Source organism: Streptomyces cyaneofuscatus (assembly GCF_042718795.1).
GTDB lineage: Bacteria > Actinomycetota > Actinomycetes > Streptomycetales > Streptomycetaceae > Streptomyces > Streptomyces cyaneofuscatus_A.
This window is the reverse complement of sequence record NZ_JBHXOX010000002.1, coordinates 293,891-309,035: the sequence shown is the minus strand read 5'-3', so window position 1 is coordinate 309,035 and position 15,145 is coordinate 293,891. Positions and strand designations below refer to the sequence as shown.

17 protein-coding genes are annotated in these 15,145 nt (G+C 70.7%); 11 read left to right on the top strand and 6 right to left on the bottom strand.

Annotation, left to right across the window (positions count from 1 at the left end; genetic code table 11):
* The first annotated feature begins 3 nt into the window (after positions 1-3).
* The 5 genes from ACFWRT_RS03045 to ACFWRT_RS03025 all read left to right on the top strand — a co-directional run bounded on the left by ACFWRT_RS03045 (position 4) and on the right by ACFWRT_RS03025 (position 2,930).
* Positions 4-843, top strand: coding sequence for a helix-turn-helix domain-containing protein (locus ACFWRT_RS03045; protein WP_380952666.1), 840 nt, complete (start codon positions 4-6; stop codon positions 841-843).
* The gene (locus ACFWRT_RS03040; protein ID WP_380952667.1) at positions 840-1,049 is read left to right on the top strand and encodes a DUF397 domain-containing protein; all 210 of its coding nucleotides are present in this window, start codon (positions 840-842) and stop codon (positions 1,047-1,049) included. The genes ACFWRT_RS03045 and ACFWRT_RS03040 overlap by 4 nt, the downstream gene beginning before the upstream one ends.
* Positions 1,050-1,462: 413 nt before the next feature.
* On the top strand, positions 1,463-1,672 hold the full coding sequence (locus tag ACFWRT_RS03035) for a DUF397 domain-containing protein (protein ID WP_380952668.1): 210 nt from the start codon (positions 1,463-1,465) through the stop codon (positions 1,670-1,672).
* Between the two features lie 150 nt (positions 1,673-1,822).
* Positions 1,823-2,032 (top strand): DUF397 domain-containing protein, encoded by a 210-nt coding sequence (locus ACFWRT_RS03030; protein ID WP_380952669.1) that lies wholly within the window; start codon positions 1,823-1,825, stop codon positions 2,030-2,032.
* 175 nt (positions 2,033-2,207) lie between these two features.
* The gene (locus ACFWRT_RS03025) at positions 2,208-2,930 is read left to right on the top strand and encodes a hypothetical protein (RefSeq protein ID WP_380952670.1); all 723 of its coding nucleotides are present in this window, start codon (positions 2,208-2,210) and stop codon (positions 2,928-2,930) included.
* 199 nt (positions 2,931-3,129) lie between these two features.
* On the opposite strand, the gene ACFWRT_RS03020 is transcribed toward ACFWRT_RS03025, so the two are convergent.
* Both ACFWRT_RS03020 and ACFWRT_RS03015 read right to left on the bottom strand, forming a co-directional pair.
* A complete protein-coding gene (locus ACFWRT_RS03020) occupies positions 3,130-3,966 on the bottom strand; it encodes an alpha/beta fold hydrolase (RefSeq protein ID WP_380952671.1) in 837 nt (278 codons plus the stop codon).
* Positions 3,967-4,066: 100 nt separating this feature from the next.
* On the bottom strand, positions 4,067-4,762 hold the full coding sequence (locus tag ACFWRT_RS03015; RefSeq protein WP_380952672.1) for a DUF2238 domain-containing protein: 696 nt from the start codon (positions 4,760-4,762) through the stop codon (positions 4,067-4,069).
* A 267-nt stretch (positions 4,763-5,029) separates the two neighbouring features.
* Between ACFWRT_RS03015 and ACFWRT_RS03010 the strand changes: the two genes are divergently transcribed.
* Positions 5,030-5,998: a glutaminase gene (locus tag ACFWRT_RS03010; protein WP_380952673.1), complete on the top strand. Its 969-nt coding sequence runs from the start codon at positions 5,030-5,032 to the stop codon at positions 5,996-5,998.
* Positions 5,999-6,019: 21 nt separating this feature from the next.
* On the opposite strand, the gene ACFWRT_RS03005 is transcribed toward ACFWRT_RS03010, so the two are convergent.
* A complete protein-coding gene (locus ACFWRT_RS03005; protein WP_380952674.1) occupies positions 6,020-6,763 on the bottom strand; it encodes a class I SAM-dependent methyltransferase in 744 nt (247 codons plus the stop codon).
* Positions 6,764-6,826: 63 nt separating this feature from the next.
* Between ACFWRT_RS03005 and ACFWRT_RS03000 the strand changes: the two genes are divergently transcribed.
* Both ACFWRT_RS03000 and ACFWRT_RS02995 read left to right on the top strand, forming a co-directional pair.
* Positions 6,827-7,087, top strand: a complete 261-nt coding sequence (locus tag ACFWRT_RS03000) for a hypothetical protein (protein ID WP_380952675.1) — start codon at positions 6,827-6,829, stop codon at positions 7,085-7,087.
* A 46-nt stretch (positions 7,088-7,133) separates the two neighbouring features.
* On the top strand, positions 7,134-7,667 hold the full coding sequence (locus tag ACFWRT_RS02995; protein WP_380952676.1) for a 2'-5' RNA ligase family protein: 534 nt from the start codon (positions 7,134-7,136) through the stop codon (positions 7,665-7,667).
* Positions 7,668-7,743: 76 nt separating this feature from the next.
* On the opposite strand, the gene ACFWRT_RS02990 is transcribed toward ACFWRT_RS02995, so the two are convergent.
* From ACFWRT_RS02990 to ACFWRT_RS02980, 3 genes are all read right to left on the bottom strand, one after another.
* Complete coding sequence (locus ACFWRT_RS02990) at positions 7,744-10,548, bottom strand: phosphatidylinositol-specific phospholipase C domain-containing protein (protein ID WP_380952677.1); 2,805 nt, start codon at positions 10,546-10,548, stop codon at positions 7,744-7,746.
* Positions 10,549-10,799: 251 nt separating this feature from the next.
* Positions 10,800-11,195 carry a hypothetical protein gene (locus tag ACFWRT_RS02985; protein WP_380952678.1) on the bottom strand — a complete coding sequence of 132 codons (396 nt, stop codon included), beginning with the start codon at positions 11,193-11,195 and terminating at the stop codon, positions 10,800-10,802.
* A 359-nt stretch (positions 11,196-11,554) separates the two neighbouring features.
* Positions 11,555-12,949 (bottom strand): MFS transporter, encoded by a 1,395-nt coding sequence (locus tag ACFWRT_RS02980; RefSeq protein ID WP_380952679.1) that lies wholly within the window; start codon positions 12,947-12,949, stop codon positions 11,555-11,557.
* Positions 12,950-13,170: 221 nt separating this feature from the next.
* Between ACFWRT_RS02980 and ACFWRT_RS02975 the strand changes: the two genes are divergently transcribed.
* The 3 genes from ACFWRT_RS02975 (at position 13,171) to ACFWRT_RS02965 (ending at position 15,083) form a co-directional block, all read left to right on the top strand.
* Entirely contained in the window at positions 13,171-14,064 is an 894-nt protein-coding gene (locus tag ACFWRT_RS02975) for a helix-turn-helix transcriptional regulator (RefSeq protein WP_380952680.1), read from the top strand.
* Positions 14,065-14,155: 91 nt separating this feature from the next.
* The gene (locus ACFWRT_RS02970; protein WP_380952681.1) at positions 14,156-14,428 is read left to right on the top strand and encodes a hypothetical protein; all 273 of its coding nucleotides are present in this window, start codon (positions 14,156-14,158) and stop codon (positions 14,426-14,428) included.
* 112 nt (positions 14,429-14,540) lie between these two features.
* Entirely contained in the window at positions 14,541-15,083 is a 543-nt protein-coding gene (locus ACFWRT_RS02965) for a DapH/DapD/GlmU-related protein (protein WP_380952682.1), read from the top strand.
* The last annotated feature ends 62 nt before the right edge of the window (positions 15,084-15,145 follow it).

Below are 15,145 nucleotides of genomic sequence, written 5' to 3'. Positions count from 1 at the left end.
GGCATGGCCAACATCAAGGAACTGAACCCCGCCAGCAGCCCGCAGGCGGCCTTCGGGGCGCGCCTCCGCAGGTTCCGGGAGGAGCGGGGGTGGACGCAGGACGCGCTGGCCCCGAGGATCGGGTACTCCAGTCAGCACATCTCGGCCGTGGAAACTGTTCGCAAACCGCCGTCTCTTCCGTTTTCGCGGAAGTCCGACCTGGCATTTGGTACGACCGGCACGGCCGACTCGTTCGAGCGCGAGTACATGGAGCTGCGGAACGGCTCGATGCTGGAGGGCTTCCCGGAGTACGTGGGGTACGAGGGCCGGGCGGTGGAGCTCAGGATCTACAACCTCGGTCTCATTCCTGGGCTGTTACAGACGCCGGACTACGCGCGCGCCCTCGCTTACGGGGACGTGGAGCGGGGGGCCATCACCTACGAACAGGCCGACGAGCGCGTCGCGCGTCTGGAGCAGCGGCAGGCGGCCCTGGTGCGGTCGCAGCCGCCCATGATGTTCGTCGTCATGGACGAGAGCTGCCTCCATCAGGCCGTCGGCGGTCCGGAGGTCATGAACGCCCAGCTCCGACGGTTGGAGGAGATGGCCGCGCGCCCCAACTGGATCATCCAGGTGGCGCCGTTCAGCCTGGGCGAGCGCAGGGCGTTCTTCTTGCCGGTCAACCTGCTGACCATGGCTGACCGCTCCATCGTTGCCTACGCCGAATCGCAGGCACAGGGGTACGTCGAGCGCGAAACATCGCTAGTGGCACCCATGTTCACGGCCTACCATCAGATGCAGGGCGAGTCGCTGTCGAAGACGGCGTCTGTGGCCAAGATCAGCAAGTTGCGAAAGGGCACCCCGTGAAGACCGAATCCCCCCGTTGGTTCAAGTCCTCGTACAGCGCAAACGGCGGTGACTGCGTCGAGGTGGCCGCCAACCTGGTCGCCTCGCAGGGCATCGTCCCCGTCCGTGACTCCAAGCGCGTGGACGGTCCGGTGGTCGACGTCCGTACCGCCGCGTTCTCCGCGTTCGTCGCGGGCGTGCAGGCCGGGACGTTCGACGCCGTCTGACCGCCGCCGGTGCAGCGACGCCCCACCGCTGAGAGCGCGGTGGGGCGTCCTGCTGTCTGGGTGCGGCACAGCTTTCGCGGCCGCTCTGCGTCATTGATGGATCACTGCGGTCTCAGGCTGACCTCATGGTCCGCCAGGTCCTGTGAGCACCGAAAAGCGCCGCCAGTAGTGCCATCGCAGCGAAGAGGGCGATCAGGAAAGGGCTCTGGCAACGGACGGCGGTCACCACCATGACGAGGCAGGCTGCCCAGTCGGTCCAGGCCCGCTTCAGTGATGCCGGCAACGTCTTCATCTGTGCCCCCTCGGCGAGAGGATAGATCATCCGGCGCGGCCTCGGTACCGCCTGCGGCCCTCTGGCGCCCGCCGTGCCGGCTCGTACATGGTGGGGCTTCCTGCTACGAAAGGGCACCTCCGTGAAGACCGAACCCCCGCGTTGGTTCACGTCCTCGTACAGCGACAACGGCGGCAACTGCGTCGAGGTGGCCGTCAACCTCGCTGCCTCCCGTGACTTCGTCCCGGTCCGCGACTCCAAGTGCGCGGACGGCCCGGTGGTCGGCGTCCGTACCGCCGCGTTCTCGGCGTTCGTCGCGGGCGTGCGGGCCGGGACGTTCGGCACCGCCTGAGCGGCCCAGTTCTGCGCACAGCCCCACCCTGCCGCGCCCCACAGGGTGGGGCGTTCCACTGCCTGGCGGCCACGCCGCGCGAGGGCGCTCTGGCAGCGCTCACCGGGCTCGTGCATGGTGGAACTTCCTTAGATGAAAGGGCACTTCGTGATGACCGAGCAGCACCCGCAGTGGTTCACGTCCTCGTACAGCTCGAACGGCGGCGACTGCGTCGAGGTGGCCGTCAACCTCGCTGCCTCCCGTGACTTCGTCCCGGTCCGCGACTCCAAGTGCGCGGGCGGCCCGGTGGTCGGCGTCCCTGCCGCCGCGTTCTCGGCGTTCGTCGCGGGGGTACGGGCCGGGACGTTCGGCGCCGCCTGACCTCGCCGCGGGAACCGGCCCCGCCCCCCTTCCTCCGGCCACGTTGGCCGAATTCGCCTCTTTCTTGTAGCTGTCGGGAAAGCCGATAAATAGGTGAGTGATCTTCCGCTTTTCCTGGGTAGCCGGGCTCATGAGGGCCCGGGGAGGCCTTCCAATATTTCCGGGAGGGGAAGCGATGAAGAAGGTCATTCTGGCTGCGGTTTCGGTGTCTTTGGGTGCGACGGCACTGGTGGGGTGTGGCGGTGAGAGTTCCGATGACGCGTTCGAGGGAAAGAGCGCGGACACCATCGCGGCGGAAGCGGTCAAGGCGACGCGTGACGCGAAATCCCTGCGGATCGTCGGAAAGGCGAAGCAGCCCGGCGGCAACGAGATCGCCCTCGATTTCCGCGTGGACGACCAGGATCTCTGTACGGGCACCATGACCGGACAGGGAGCCAAGGCCGAAGTCGTCCAGGTCGGGCAGAGCGTCTACGTGCGGGGCGACGAGAAGTTCTGGCAGAACACGCTGAAGGGCAAGCCCGGCACCGACAAGGTTGTCCAGCAGGTCCAGGACAAGTGGGTGGTCTCCGACTCGACGCAGGCCGGGACGGAGGGGATGTGCGACAAGCAGGCCGCCCTCGCCATGCTGGACAGCGACAAGTCCGAGCGCAAGGGAATGAAGAAGGGCAAGACCACGGAGGTCGACGGCACGCCGGCGCTGATCCTGGAGAAGAAGCAGGAGAACGGCGAGAAGATCACCATGTACGTGGCCACCGAGGGCGAGCCCTACGTACTCAAGGCGGTCTCCGAAGGCGGCGAAGTGCCGAGCGAGACCGTGCTGAGCGATTACAACAAGAAGGTCGACGCGCAGAAGCCCGCCGCCGAGGACGTGGTGGACCTGAAGAAGATCAACGCCTGACGCATTCCGCTCTTTGAGTGGTGAGGAGTTCTCTCCGGAACCGGCGGGTATCACCCGGCGGAATTCCGGAAGAGGAGAAGGGGGTTCTTCCACCGGCCGTGGAAGAACCCCCTTCTCGCGGCTCCGTCATGCATGGAGTGCGACCCGGCGTTGAACTACGGGCTGTCCCGGGCGCCGCCGAACCCCTCGAAGGACGAGCTCATCCCTTGATGAACTCGATGATCTGCGGGGCGATCTTCTTCGGAGCCATGACCACGGCACCGTGGTTGAGTCCGGGCAGGGTGCGGTGCTCGGCCTGCGGCAGGATTTCGGTGACGGCGAGGGCGGCGCGCTGGAACGCGGCCGGACTCTTGCCACCGGTCAGCACACGGGTGGGTACGTGCACTCCCTTCCACTCCTCGGCATCGAGCGGCTTGCCCTGCTGGGTGTCGCCCATGACCGCGATGTCGTAGGGCAGAGTGCCGGCCAGCCCGGTGAGGCCGGCCCACATCTTCGGCATGAGTTTCATGAAGAACACCGCGATGCCGGGCATGCCCTGGACCTTGGTCATGAAGTACGTGACCGCGTCACTGCGGCGGCCTTCCGCGAGCAACTCGGTGATCCGCCGCGCGAGATCCTCGGGCGGTCCCTCGTCGCCCTTGGCGACCACGAAGGGCGGCTCATACAGGGCCAGACGCTCGACGTCGACTCCGGCCGCTGCCGCGCGCAGGGCGAGGACCGCTCCGGAGGACGAGCCGAACAGCGACGCCGAACCGCCGACATGTTCGACCAACGCGGCGATGTCCTCGATCTCCCGATCGGGGGCGTAGGCGTCGGCGTCACCGCTGACGCCCCGTCCGCGCCGGTCGTAGTTGATCACAGTGAAGTGCGGGGCCAGAAGAGCCGCCAGCTTGGTCGTGTCCGAGCGGTCCGCCAGTGCCGAGGCAACCAGGACGACGGCCGGACCACGGCCCGACTGCTCGAAGGCGATCTCGGTGCCGTCGGCAGAGACGACACGGGCTTCGACCATGGCTGACTTCTCTCGCGCTGTGGACATATTCGTCTCTCCGGTTCACGTGGGGTCGTACCGCTGCGGCACGTCCTGCCGCCGATAGGACCCTCACGGTCCGGAGAACTCATCGGTCTGGCCACATGCCTCACCGACGCTGCGAGGGCGAGGAGTTGCTCAACCTCTCCAGGCTCAGACGGATGAGGGACCGGTCGTGGACGCGGCTGAGGAGCAGCAGGGCGCAGACGGCACCGATGAGGGCGCAGAACATGTCCCACTGGGTGTCCCAGACGTCTCCCTGCGTGCCGAGGAAGGCCTCTGCGGCCTGGCCTCCGGTGACGGCCGCCAGCCACTCCAGCATCTCGAAGACGGCGCTGAAGGCCAGGCAGGCGCAGACGGTGAGCAGGGCGAGCCAGCGGCTGCCGCGCAACGGAGAGGTGCGGAGGAGGAGTTCGCGTACCAGGACGGCCGGGACGAAGCCCTGCATGAGGTGGCCGAAGCGGTCGTAGGGGTTGCGGTCCCAGCCGAGCCAGTCGCGCACCCAGTCCCCGGCGGGCACCTCCGCGTAGGTGTAATGGCCGCCCACGATGAGGACCAGGGCGTGCGCCGCCAGCAGCCCGCACAGCAGGCCGCTCAGCGGGAAGCGGTGACGCAGCGCGATCGCCAGCGGCAGGCCCACCATCACCCACACCGTCTCCAGCAGCCAGGTCGTCGGATCGGCCGCGCCGAACCACGACGCGACGAGCGCCGCGCTCACGCCGAGGGCGAGGAGGGCCGGCAGGCGACGCCGGGACGGCAGAGTCATGGCCGGGGCGGCGGGGGCCGGGGCGGGGTGGGCACTCATGGCCTGCTCCTCGTGTTCGGTGCGGGCCCCCACTCTCGGGCCCGGCCGGAACCTCGCTCATGAGTACGTGTACTCAAACCGCCCCGTGCAGCCGGATGTGGCAGTACAGGCCACCGGAGCCGGATGCTCAGGACTCGCCGTGGTCGCCGTAGCCGCGGGGCCGGGACTTTTGGCCGCTCCCGGTCGGCAGGTCAGACTGGGGGCGGCCTCACTCCACTTCCGTACGCCGGACCCTCCCGGCCCTCTTCCCGCCCGTCAGGAAACGCCGTGTCCCACACCTCCGCCGTCGCCCGGGCAGCCAGTCCGGCCCCGCCCTCCGGCTCCCACCGGTTCTCCTCGGTGATCAACCAGATAGCCGAGGAGATGCACACGCTCGACGACCACGGCACGCCCGCCGACTACATACCGATGCTCGCCGACGCCGATCCCCGGCGGTTCGGCATGGCCGTCGCGGAGCCGGACGGGACCGTCTACGGGGTCGGCGACTGGCGGCAGCCGTTCTCGACGCAGTCCATCTCCAAGGTGTTCGCCCTGGCCCTCGCGCTCTCGCTGGACGGCGGGCAGCTCTGGCGGGGCGTGGGGCGCGAGCCGTCGGGGAACCCGTTCAACTCGCTGGTGCAACTGGAGTACGAGAACGGGATTCCCCGTAATCCGTTCATCAACGCCGGTGCGCTGGTGGTCACCGACCGGCTCCAGGCCCTGACCGGGGACGCCGCCGGCCAGGTGCGAGACCTGCTGCGTACGGAGAGCGGCAACGCCGCCATCGACTTCGTGCCGCAGGTCGCCGCCTCCGAGGCCGCCTTCGGGGACCGTAACGCCGCGCTGGCCCACTTCATGGCCTCGTACGGCAACATCACGCTCCCGGTCCCGGCCCTGCTCGCCGCCTACTTCCGGCAGTGCTCCATCGAGGCCTCGTGCGCGGACCTGGCCCTCGCCGCCGGGTTCCTGGCCCGGGGCGGAGTCCGGGCCGACGGGTCGGCGCTGCTGACCCGCAGCCAGGCGAAGCAGGTCAACGCGGTGATGCTCACCTGCGGGACGTACGACGCGGCCGGGGAGTTCGCCTACCGGGTGGGGCTGCCGGGCAAGAGCGGCGTCGGCGGCGGGATCATCGCCATCGTGCCCGGGGTGTGCACCCTGTGCGTCTGGAGCCCGGGGCTCGACAAGCGCGGCAACTCGGTGGCGGGTGTGTCGGCCCTGGACCGCTTCACCACGCTCACCGGGCTGTCCGTCTTCTGACGTGCTATTTCCTTGCTGCTCTCACGTCTTCACGTTCAAGGCGATGAGGCGGTATCGAGGCTCCGGGCGGGCCACGTCCTGGTCCGGGAGCGCGGCGAGCCGTCGCCGTACGTCGGCCACCTGGTCCGGTGACGCGTGGGTGCACCAGGAGATGAGTCCCGCGTCGATCGCCTCGCACCACTTGCGGGGGCTGCGGCCTTGCCCGGTGCCTGGGAACACCGTCCGGCCGGTCACCCCCAGTCCCCGCTCCGCCGCCCGACGGAGCACCCGGGCGGAGCCGTCGGGCACTTGGGGCGCGTACTGCTGCCGCAGGTCCGCCGTCACCCGGGCGAGGTCGCTGTCCTCGGCGAAGTACGCGTCGTTCTTGTCGACGGTGGTGATCAGCACCCCGCCGGGCCGCAGCACCCGGGCCGCCTCGGCCAGCACCGGTTCCGGGTCCGGCAGGAGATGGAGCAACCAGACGGTGACCACGGCGTCCACCGAGGCCGCCGCGAAGGGCAGCCCGGTGGCGTCGCCCCGTACGACACCTCCGGGCATCCGCCGCCCGGCCAGGCCCAGCATCCCGGGCGAACGGTCGACGCCCACCACCGTCCGCCCCGGCCGCCGCAGCCGCTCGGTCACGATGCCCGTGCCGCACGCGATGTCCAGGACCACGCACGGACCGCCCGGCAGGAGCCGCTCCACGGCGTCCGCAGCCGCGCGGGCCCTCGGTTCACCGCCTCGGGACGCGTCGTAGTGCCGGGCCTCTTCGTCGTAGTCGAGCATGTCCTCATCCTGTCCTGGAGCTTGCCGCGGTTTCGAACAGTCTCCCGGGGGCAACCGGCCGCCATGGAGACCAACGGAACCACCGAAGAAGCGCCGGTGACCCAGGGGGACGAGCACCACGTCCTCCTCAGCGCGGACACCAACGGCGACGGCAAGGCCGACGTGTGGATGACGGACACCACCGGTGACGGCGTCGCGGATCTCTACCAGTTCGACACCACCGGCGACGGCACGATCGACGTGACCGTGGTCGAGGGAGCCGAGGAGCCCGGCACCGACCGGCTGGTGATCGAGGGCGACGGCGGTCACCCGCAGGAGGTCTGACGCCGTACGGAGGGCGAGCGCGGCACCACGGCCCTACGCTGCGCGGGTGCACAGCATCGAGCTCCTGCCGGACGAGGCGACCGAGCGGGTCGTACGGCGCGTGTGGCGGTCCATCGCCGACGAGGGCCTGCCCAGCCAGGCCGGCCACCGCCACCCGACCAACCGGCCGCACCTCACGCTCGCCACGGCGGACGCCCTGCCGGCCGCCACCCGTGGAGCGCTGGCGGAGGCGCTCGACGCGCTGCCGCTGCCGCTCCACCTGACCGGGCTGCTGCGCTTCTCCGGCCGGAGCAATGTGCTGGCCTGGGCGGTCCGGCCGGACGCCGCGCTGCTCACGCTGCACGCGACGGTGTGGCGGATCCTGCGCGAGGCCGACGGCGACGGCCGGGCTCATCCGCTGCTCGCTCCCGACCGATGGGTCCCGCACATCACGCTCGGCCGGGGGCGCGGTGCGGTGTGGCCCGGCCCTGACGACCGGTGGCTTCCGCCCGGGGCGGCGGCGTCGGGACGGTGGGCCGAGGCACGGACGTACGACTCGACGAGTCGGACGACGGCGCGCATCGGCCCGGACGCGCGGTGAGCCGGGTGTTCCGGGACGGAAGGCGTCCCGGAACACCCGGCACCGTACAAGGGCGTACGCCGCCTCAGCACCGGCCTCAGCTACCGGCCGGCCTGGGCGCCACCACACAGTTCGACTTGCCCGACTCCAGCGCGCCGTTGACCGCCGTCATGCAGAACTCGTAGTTCCACGTCCCGGGCACCAGGAACGCGATCCCGTGGTTCGTCTCCGAGATGACCGACTCGTCGGCCGCCGACTGGCTGCCGTTGTTGATGTTGCGGATCCACACGCGGTAGCCCGCCGCCTGCGCGGAGCCCGACCAGGTGAGCTGGACGGTCGTCGCGTCGGTGGAGACGACCTTCAGGCCCGTCGGAGCGGGCGGTGTCCCCGCGCCGACGACGACGGGCCGGCCGAGCGCGGGCAGCCCGCCGCCCGCCCGGTTCCAGGTCTGCACGGCCAGGGTGTAGCGGTGGCCCGGCTTCAGCCCGTCGAAGTGGAGGGCCTTGTTCCGTGTGCCCACCGTCTGGACGAACGCGCCCGGGGTGTCCTGGTCGTACGCGATCACGCCGTAGCGGTCGATGGAGTCGGTGTACGGGCCCGTCGGGGTGCCCCAGGCGAAGTCGATACCGGTCGCCGTAGGACGGGTGACGATGCCGACCGGGCCCGCCGCGGTCTTGGGCCGGGCCGTGGCGCTCACGGTGGACGACCAGGCGGAGCTGGTCCCGCCGTTGTCCGTACGGACCTGGTACTCCCATTTCTGGCCGTCCGCCACCCACGTGGAGTCGAACCGGTTGCCGACGGAGCGGGTCGTGCTCCAGCCCGGGAGCCCGGCCAGGCGGTGGCGGACCTCGTACCCGTACGCCCCGAAGACCTGGTCCCAGGTGACCACGATCCCGCTGTCCGCCGAGGTGGCCTTCACGTTGCCCGGGGTGCCGGACGGGCGGGCCGGGCCGGTGGTCGGGACGCTCGGAGCGGAGGCGCCGAGGCCGAACTCCTTGTGCAGGGTGGTCTCGAAGGCACCGGCGATCTGGTACTCGCCGACGGCGTTCGGGTGCAGGCCGTCGTAGGCGGCGGGGCAGGCGGCCGGAGCGCAGTCGTAGGCACCGGCCCAGTCGACGAGCTTGACCGGCGAGGAGGACGAGTGCCAGCCGGGGATCGCCTCGGCCAGCGCCTTGTTGTACGCGGTCGTCTTGGTGATCAGGTCGTCACGGCCGCCGATCTTCGTCCGCTGCGGGACGTTGGCCACGGCGAACTTGAGGTTCGGCTTGGCGGCGCGCGCCTCGTCCACCAGCTTCTTCATGCTGGCGAGCGTGCCGTCGGCGTCGCTGACGAACCAGCCCATGTCGTTGAAGCCGAGGCCTACCAGCAGCACGTCCGGCTGGTACTTCGCGACCTGCTCCTTGATCAGGGACTTGTCCTGGGCCGCCTGCCGTCCCCAGACCGCGAAGTGGTCGCTGTCGAAGCCCTGCGCGTCCTTGGCGTGCGCACCGGAGGTCTTCGGCGGACCGGGCGCCGGTTCCGGCTCGCCCTGGAGGCGGGGCGGCTGCGGGGCGGACGGGGTGTCCTGGGGCTTCGTACCGCTGTACGGGCCCACGAAGTCGACGGCGATCCGCTGGTCGCGGAACCACTGCCACAGCCGGTAGCGCCAGGTGTAGTCGCCCTCGTGGCCCTGCGACATGGAGTCGCCGACGACCATCACCTTGCGGGTGGAGCCGCCGGTCTCGTTGCGGCCGATGATGTCGTCGATGAGCTTCCCGCCGGGGAAGTCCATCATCACGACACCCATCCGGTCCAGGCCGGACCGGCCGCCGAACTTGTCGCCGCGGTCCGCGTGGAACTCCGGGCACCGGTCGTTCTCTCCCTGGAGGCACTGCCGCAGGAAGGAGTTGACCCCCGTCGCCGTGGGGGTGCCGCCCGCCACGGTGTAGGGGTGGGCGCCGCCGCCCGTACCGCTGGTGTAGTTGATGTACAGCGCGCCCGGCTTGTACGGGTACTCCTTCTCACCGGGCCGCGAGGAGTCCCAGGTGCCGTTGGTCTTCCGCAGGTGGGCCCGGACCTTCTCCCACTTGCCGGCGATGTCGGTGATCGTCTCGACCTCGTACGCGTCCTGCACGTACTCCTCGTTGGAGCCGCCGGCCGGGTAGGGCTGCTTGATCCCGTACCCGTCGTAGATGCCGCCCTGCGTGGCCCGGTAGCCCATCAGGACCACCTTGCCGCGCACCTCACCGAGCGAAGGGACCTGCCCGGCCTGGCCCTTGCCGGTCACCGACGGAGCCCAGAACAGGTCGCGCCACGCGGTGGACTTGGTGCTCTCGTCGCCGTTGCCGGTGTACGAGCGGCCGTCGAGGTAGGAGTCGAAGACCTTCTTGCGCCACACGTCCGTACGGTAGCCCTCGGCGTCCTCGCAGCCGAAGGTGCCGCCGTCGCACTCGGCCTTCAGATGCAGGAGCACCGTCTCGTCGGGCTCGTCCCGCAGGAAGTCGCGGGTCGCGTTCAGGACGTCGGTGAAGTTCGCGTACTGGTAGGCGGCGCCGTGGTGGATCGTGAACTTCAGCCCCTCGTCGCCCTTGTCGACCCGGACTCGGATGTCGAGGGCCCGGATACCGGCGCGGAACTGCGTGGTCAGCGTCTGAGCGCTGAACCCGTGGTTCTCCTGCGTCTGCGTGATGCTGGTGGCGATGCCTCCGCACGTCCCGGTCTTCGGGTCCCGCTCGCCGCAGAGCGCGAGACTGTCGTGGGTGCCGGGCACGGAGAGCCAGGACAGGCTGGTGCCGTCGGCGACGCGGGACATCCAGTCGACGTTGGAGGCGGAGGCGCTGGTGATGCTGTTGTAGGCGTCACTCGCCTGTGCGGGGGTGGCGGACAGGGTGAGCGTCGAGAGGGAGAGCGCCAGGGCGAGCACGGCCCCGAAGAGGGTTCTCCGGCGCCTGGTCCGGCCCTCCGTCGTTCGGCCTCTCGCTGCTCGGCCTCCCGTCGCTCGGTCGTCGGGTCTCTTCCGTATCGTGAACGGGGACATCGGCACCTTGTCGGGGCGTGACCACGGGAGACGTGATCATCGGATGGGACATCCCGAGTCTGGCAGCGCACCTGGACGGGAGGCCCGGCCCCGAGGAGCTGTAACCAAGATCACCTGATGGGCGATCAAGGTGACTTCTACGGCTCCGAGTCGGTGCGTGGCTCTGTCCGGTGGTCGAAGTAGGCCCACGCGAAGATCCCCAGCAGCGCCACCCCGCCCATGGCCAGCCAGTTCACCGCCGTCGGCGCGCCCCGGGTGAGGAATCCGACGACTCCCGCGGCCAGCGCACCGGCCAGCATCACCATGCGGCTCGCGAAGTGCTGCTCCGGGGCGGTCACCATGCTCCCCTGACGTTCCGCGAACAGGCCCTCCGCCGCCGCCTTCGCCGGGCGCTCGGCACCCCGGCGCTTCTTCGACCGGTACTCCAGTCCGTAGCCGATCAGCAGGTAGAGCACCAGGATCACAGCGGCGCCCGCCCAGTGGGACGGGTCGTCCGAACCGCGCCACGCCGACACTTCCAGGCCAGAGCTCATCGACGGCCCCCTTTCCGTACCGGCCCTTCTGCCCTGTCCGCAGTGGCGTATGTGAGGCAACTTCCGCCTGGGGTGGGGCCGTTCAGCAGGCCTTCGCCGAGAGGGATGCGTCGCCGGGCGGGGAGGCTGGGGCTCGGCACGGCCCGGTACATGAAGGTGATCCGCGGGGTCAGGAGCCGCCGAGGCACCTGCCGGGGGCGCGCCCCGGGATACCCGGCCGTGAGCACCACCCCCGGGCCCCAGCCGTGAGCAGCCTCCCCGGCCCGCGCCCCCGGCGGGACCCCCGGCCGTGAGCAGCCCTCGGCCCCCACCCCCGGCGGGACCCCCGGCCGTGAGCAGCCCCCGGCCCCCACCCCCGGTCAGGCCACCGTACGCGGGAGTCGCAGGCTCAGCCCGACCGTCAGCGCCACCGCCGCCAACTGCACCAGCAGCGTCACGACCAGGGCGTCCCGCATGCCCAGGCCGGGCACCAGCGCCAGGAACAGGGTGCCGAGCGTGGCCACCCCGAGGGCCAGCGCCGCCTGCTGTGTCGTCGTCATCACGCCGCCACCCACCCCGGCCTTCTCCGGTGGTACGTCGGAGAGCACGATCCGGAAGAGTACGGGGAGTTGGAGGCCCTGCCCGAGGCCCGCGACGGCGACACCCGGCAGCAGGCCCCACAGCCCGAGCCCCTCCCACGCGGAGTGCACGGTCAGCACCAGCACCACCACCCCCGCCGCCTGGATCAGCCCGCCCGCCGTGACGACCCGGGTGCCGTAGCGGCGGATCAGGCGGGGGCCCGCGAGTGAGGCCGCGAAGAACGCCAGGGCCATCGGGGCCAGCGAGAGACCGGCCGCCGCCGGGCCCATCCGCAGTCCCTGCTGGAGCGCCACCGCGATCACGAACATGAAGCCGCCGAAGCCGATCGAGAACGGCACCACCAGCGCCAGGCCGCGCCTCAGCGAGTCCAGCCGCAGCAGGCTCGGCGGCACCAGCGGCACCCGGCCCAGCCGGTCCGCCCGCCGCTCCACCCGGTAGAAGGCGTACGCGGAGAGCGGGAACAGCCCCAGCGACACCCAGGTCCACAGCGGCCACCCGGCTGCCCGCCCCTCCGTGAGCGGGGCCAGCAGTGTCACCAGGGACAGCGCCAGGAGCAGCGTTCCCGGTACGTCGACGGGCGCCGGGCGGTCCGAACGGGTCTCCGGCACCGCGCGGGCGGCCAGGACCAGGCCCACCACCGCCACCGGCACGTTCACCAGGAACACCGACCGCCAGCCCGCGCTCTCGCCGAACACCGACGACATCGGGGCGGCCGCGACCAGCACTCCGCCCAGGATCTGGCCCGCGACCATGGAGAGCCCGGCCGTCGCCCCGTACAGACTCATCGCCCGGGCCCGGCGCGGGCCCCGGGTCGCCGCCTGGATCGTGGCCAGTACCTGCGGCAGCATCAGCGCGGCGGCGGCGCCCTGGGCGACCCGGGCGCCGACCAGCGTCCAGGCGTCGGGGGCGAGCCCGCAGGCCAGCGAGGTGATCCCGAAGGCGGCCATCCCGATCAGGAACAGCCTGCGGCGGCCCATCATGTCGCCGAGCCGCCCGCCGAGGACGAGGAGGACGGCGTACGCGAGGCCGTACCCCGCGACGACGAGTTCGAGCAGGGCGGGGCCCGCGTCCAGATCGTGGTCGATCGTGGGCAGGGCCACGTTGACGATGAAGAAGTCGATGAGCGGGAGCGCGGCGCCCAGCAGCACCGTGAACAGGCCCAGCGGCCCGAGCACGGGGGAGGGATGGTCATGGTGGCGGACGGGGGGCGTCGCCCGGACCGCCGTACCGCGGGATGTGTGCCGGGACGTGTGTCGGGATGTGTCTCGGGATGTGTGTACGGAGGATTCACTCACGCCGTCGACTGTGCCGCCGGGCCCAGCCTGGTACCAGAGTCTCCTTATCCTGGTACCAGCACTACCTGGCACCAGGCCGGGACACCCGGCACCCTGGAGGCATGACGACCATGACGGCCGAGCCCCTGCTCGCGGCGGACAGCACGGAGAGCCCGTCCGAGATGCGGCGGCACGAGCTGGCCGCCTTCCTCCGCAGCCGCCGCGAGCGCATCACGCCCGAGCAGGTCGGCCTCGTACGGGGCCGCCGCCGGCGCACCCCGGGGCTGCGCCGCGAGGAGGTCGCCCAGCTCTCCGCGGTCGGCGTCACCTGGTACACCTGGTTGGAGCAGGCCCGGGACATCCAGGTCTCCGCCCAGGTGCTCGACGCCATCGCCCGCGCCCTGCTCCTCGACCCCAGCGAACGCGCCCACCTCTTCGCGCTCGCCGCCGCCCCCGACCCGGCCCCCGGCACCGACTGCCCCACGGTCACGCCCGCGCTGCGGACCATGCTGGAGCAGCTCGACCCCATCCCGGCCTGCGTCCAGAACAGCCGGTACGACGTCCTCGCGTACAACCGCACCTACTCCCGGCTCCTCTGCGACCTCGACGCGCTGCCGCCCGAGGACCGCAACTGCCTGCTCCTGGCCTTCACCCACGACGACTGGCGGGCCTCGATCGTCGATCTGCCCGAGGTCACCCGGATGATGGCCGCCAAGTTCCGCGCCTCGATGGCCGGGCACCTGGCCGAGCCCGCCTGGAAGGCGCTGCTGCACCGGCTGGAGAGGCAGTCGCCGGAGTTCCGGGAGGTGTGGGAGCGCCACGAGGTGGTCGACCAGAAGGGGAGGACCAAGTACATCCGCAACGCCCGCGTGGGGCTGCTGCATGTGGAGCACACCAACCTCTGGCTCGGTCCGGCGAGCGGGCCGCGCCTGGTCAGCTACCCGCCGGTGGACGAGGAGACCCGCATCCGGCTGGAGCGGCTGCACCGGTTCGCTTGCGCTTCCGATTCCAAGTAGCGGTGTCAGCACGGAAGTTCGGGGCATCCGATGGACAGGCCGGTCCGCATCGGGATCGGATCTCGGTGCGACCGTCCCGAAGGAGTGGCAGATGACTACGCAGTACGGCAACCAGCCGACCGGTCAGCAGAACCATGGCACGCCTCAGCGCGGGGCGAGCAGCAACGTGCTCAGCATCATCGCGATCGTCCTGGGCGTGATCGGGTTCATCATCCTGCCGATCGTCTTCGCCCTGGCCGGCCTGGTGATGGCCATCATCGCCAAGACCGTCCGGCACGAGCGGCTGTCCACGATCGCCATCGTCGTCAGCGCCATCGGGCTGGTGGGCGGCATGATCCTGGGTGCGGTCCTCGCCGGTATGTGACCGAGCCGGGTGACACCGGGGAGCCCGAGGCGGCAGCGCCTCGGGCTCCCCGGTGTGTGCGGCCTCGGGCTCCTGGTGTGTGCGAAGGTGGGCGGGTGGCAGGGTGGTGCTCATGCCCAGTGACCGTCTCATGCGCATCCACAGCCCCGAGTTCCAGGCCATGGCCGACCGGGTGCTCCGGGCCACCGAGCTGACCTCCCGGCTGAACGTCCTGCCCTTCGAGGACGAGGACGGCAAGGCGGCCCTGTTCGCCCGGATCCTCGGCAGGCCGCTGCCGCCCCGGACCACGATCTACCCGCCCTTCTGCACCGACCACGGCCTCCATCTCGACCTGGCCGAGCGGGTGTTCATCAACCAGAACTGTACGTTCCTGGACTACGCGGGAATCCGGCTCGACGAGCGGGTGATGGTCGGCCCGAAGGCCACGTTCATCACGAGTGGCCACCCGGTCGACCCGGAGGAGCGCCGCCACTACCTCACGGGCGGGCCCATCCACGTACAGGAGAACGTCTGGATCGGCGCGGGCGCCACGATCCTGCCCGGCGTCACGATCGGCAAGGACGCGGTGATCGCCGCCGGGGCGGTGGTGGCCGAGGACGTCCCGGCGGCGACCTTGGTGACCGGCCCGAAGGCCATGGTGAGCCGCGGGTGGTGAGGGTGTCGGTGTGAACGCGACCCGTGCTCAGCTCCTCCGTTCATCAGCTCCTCAACTCCCCA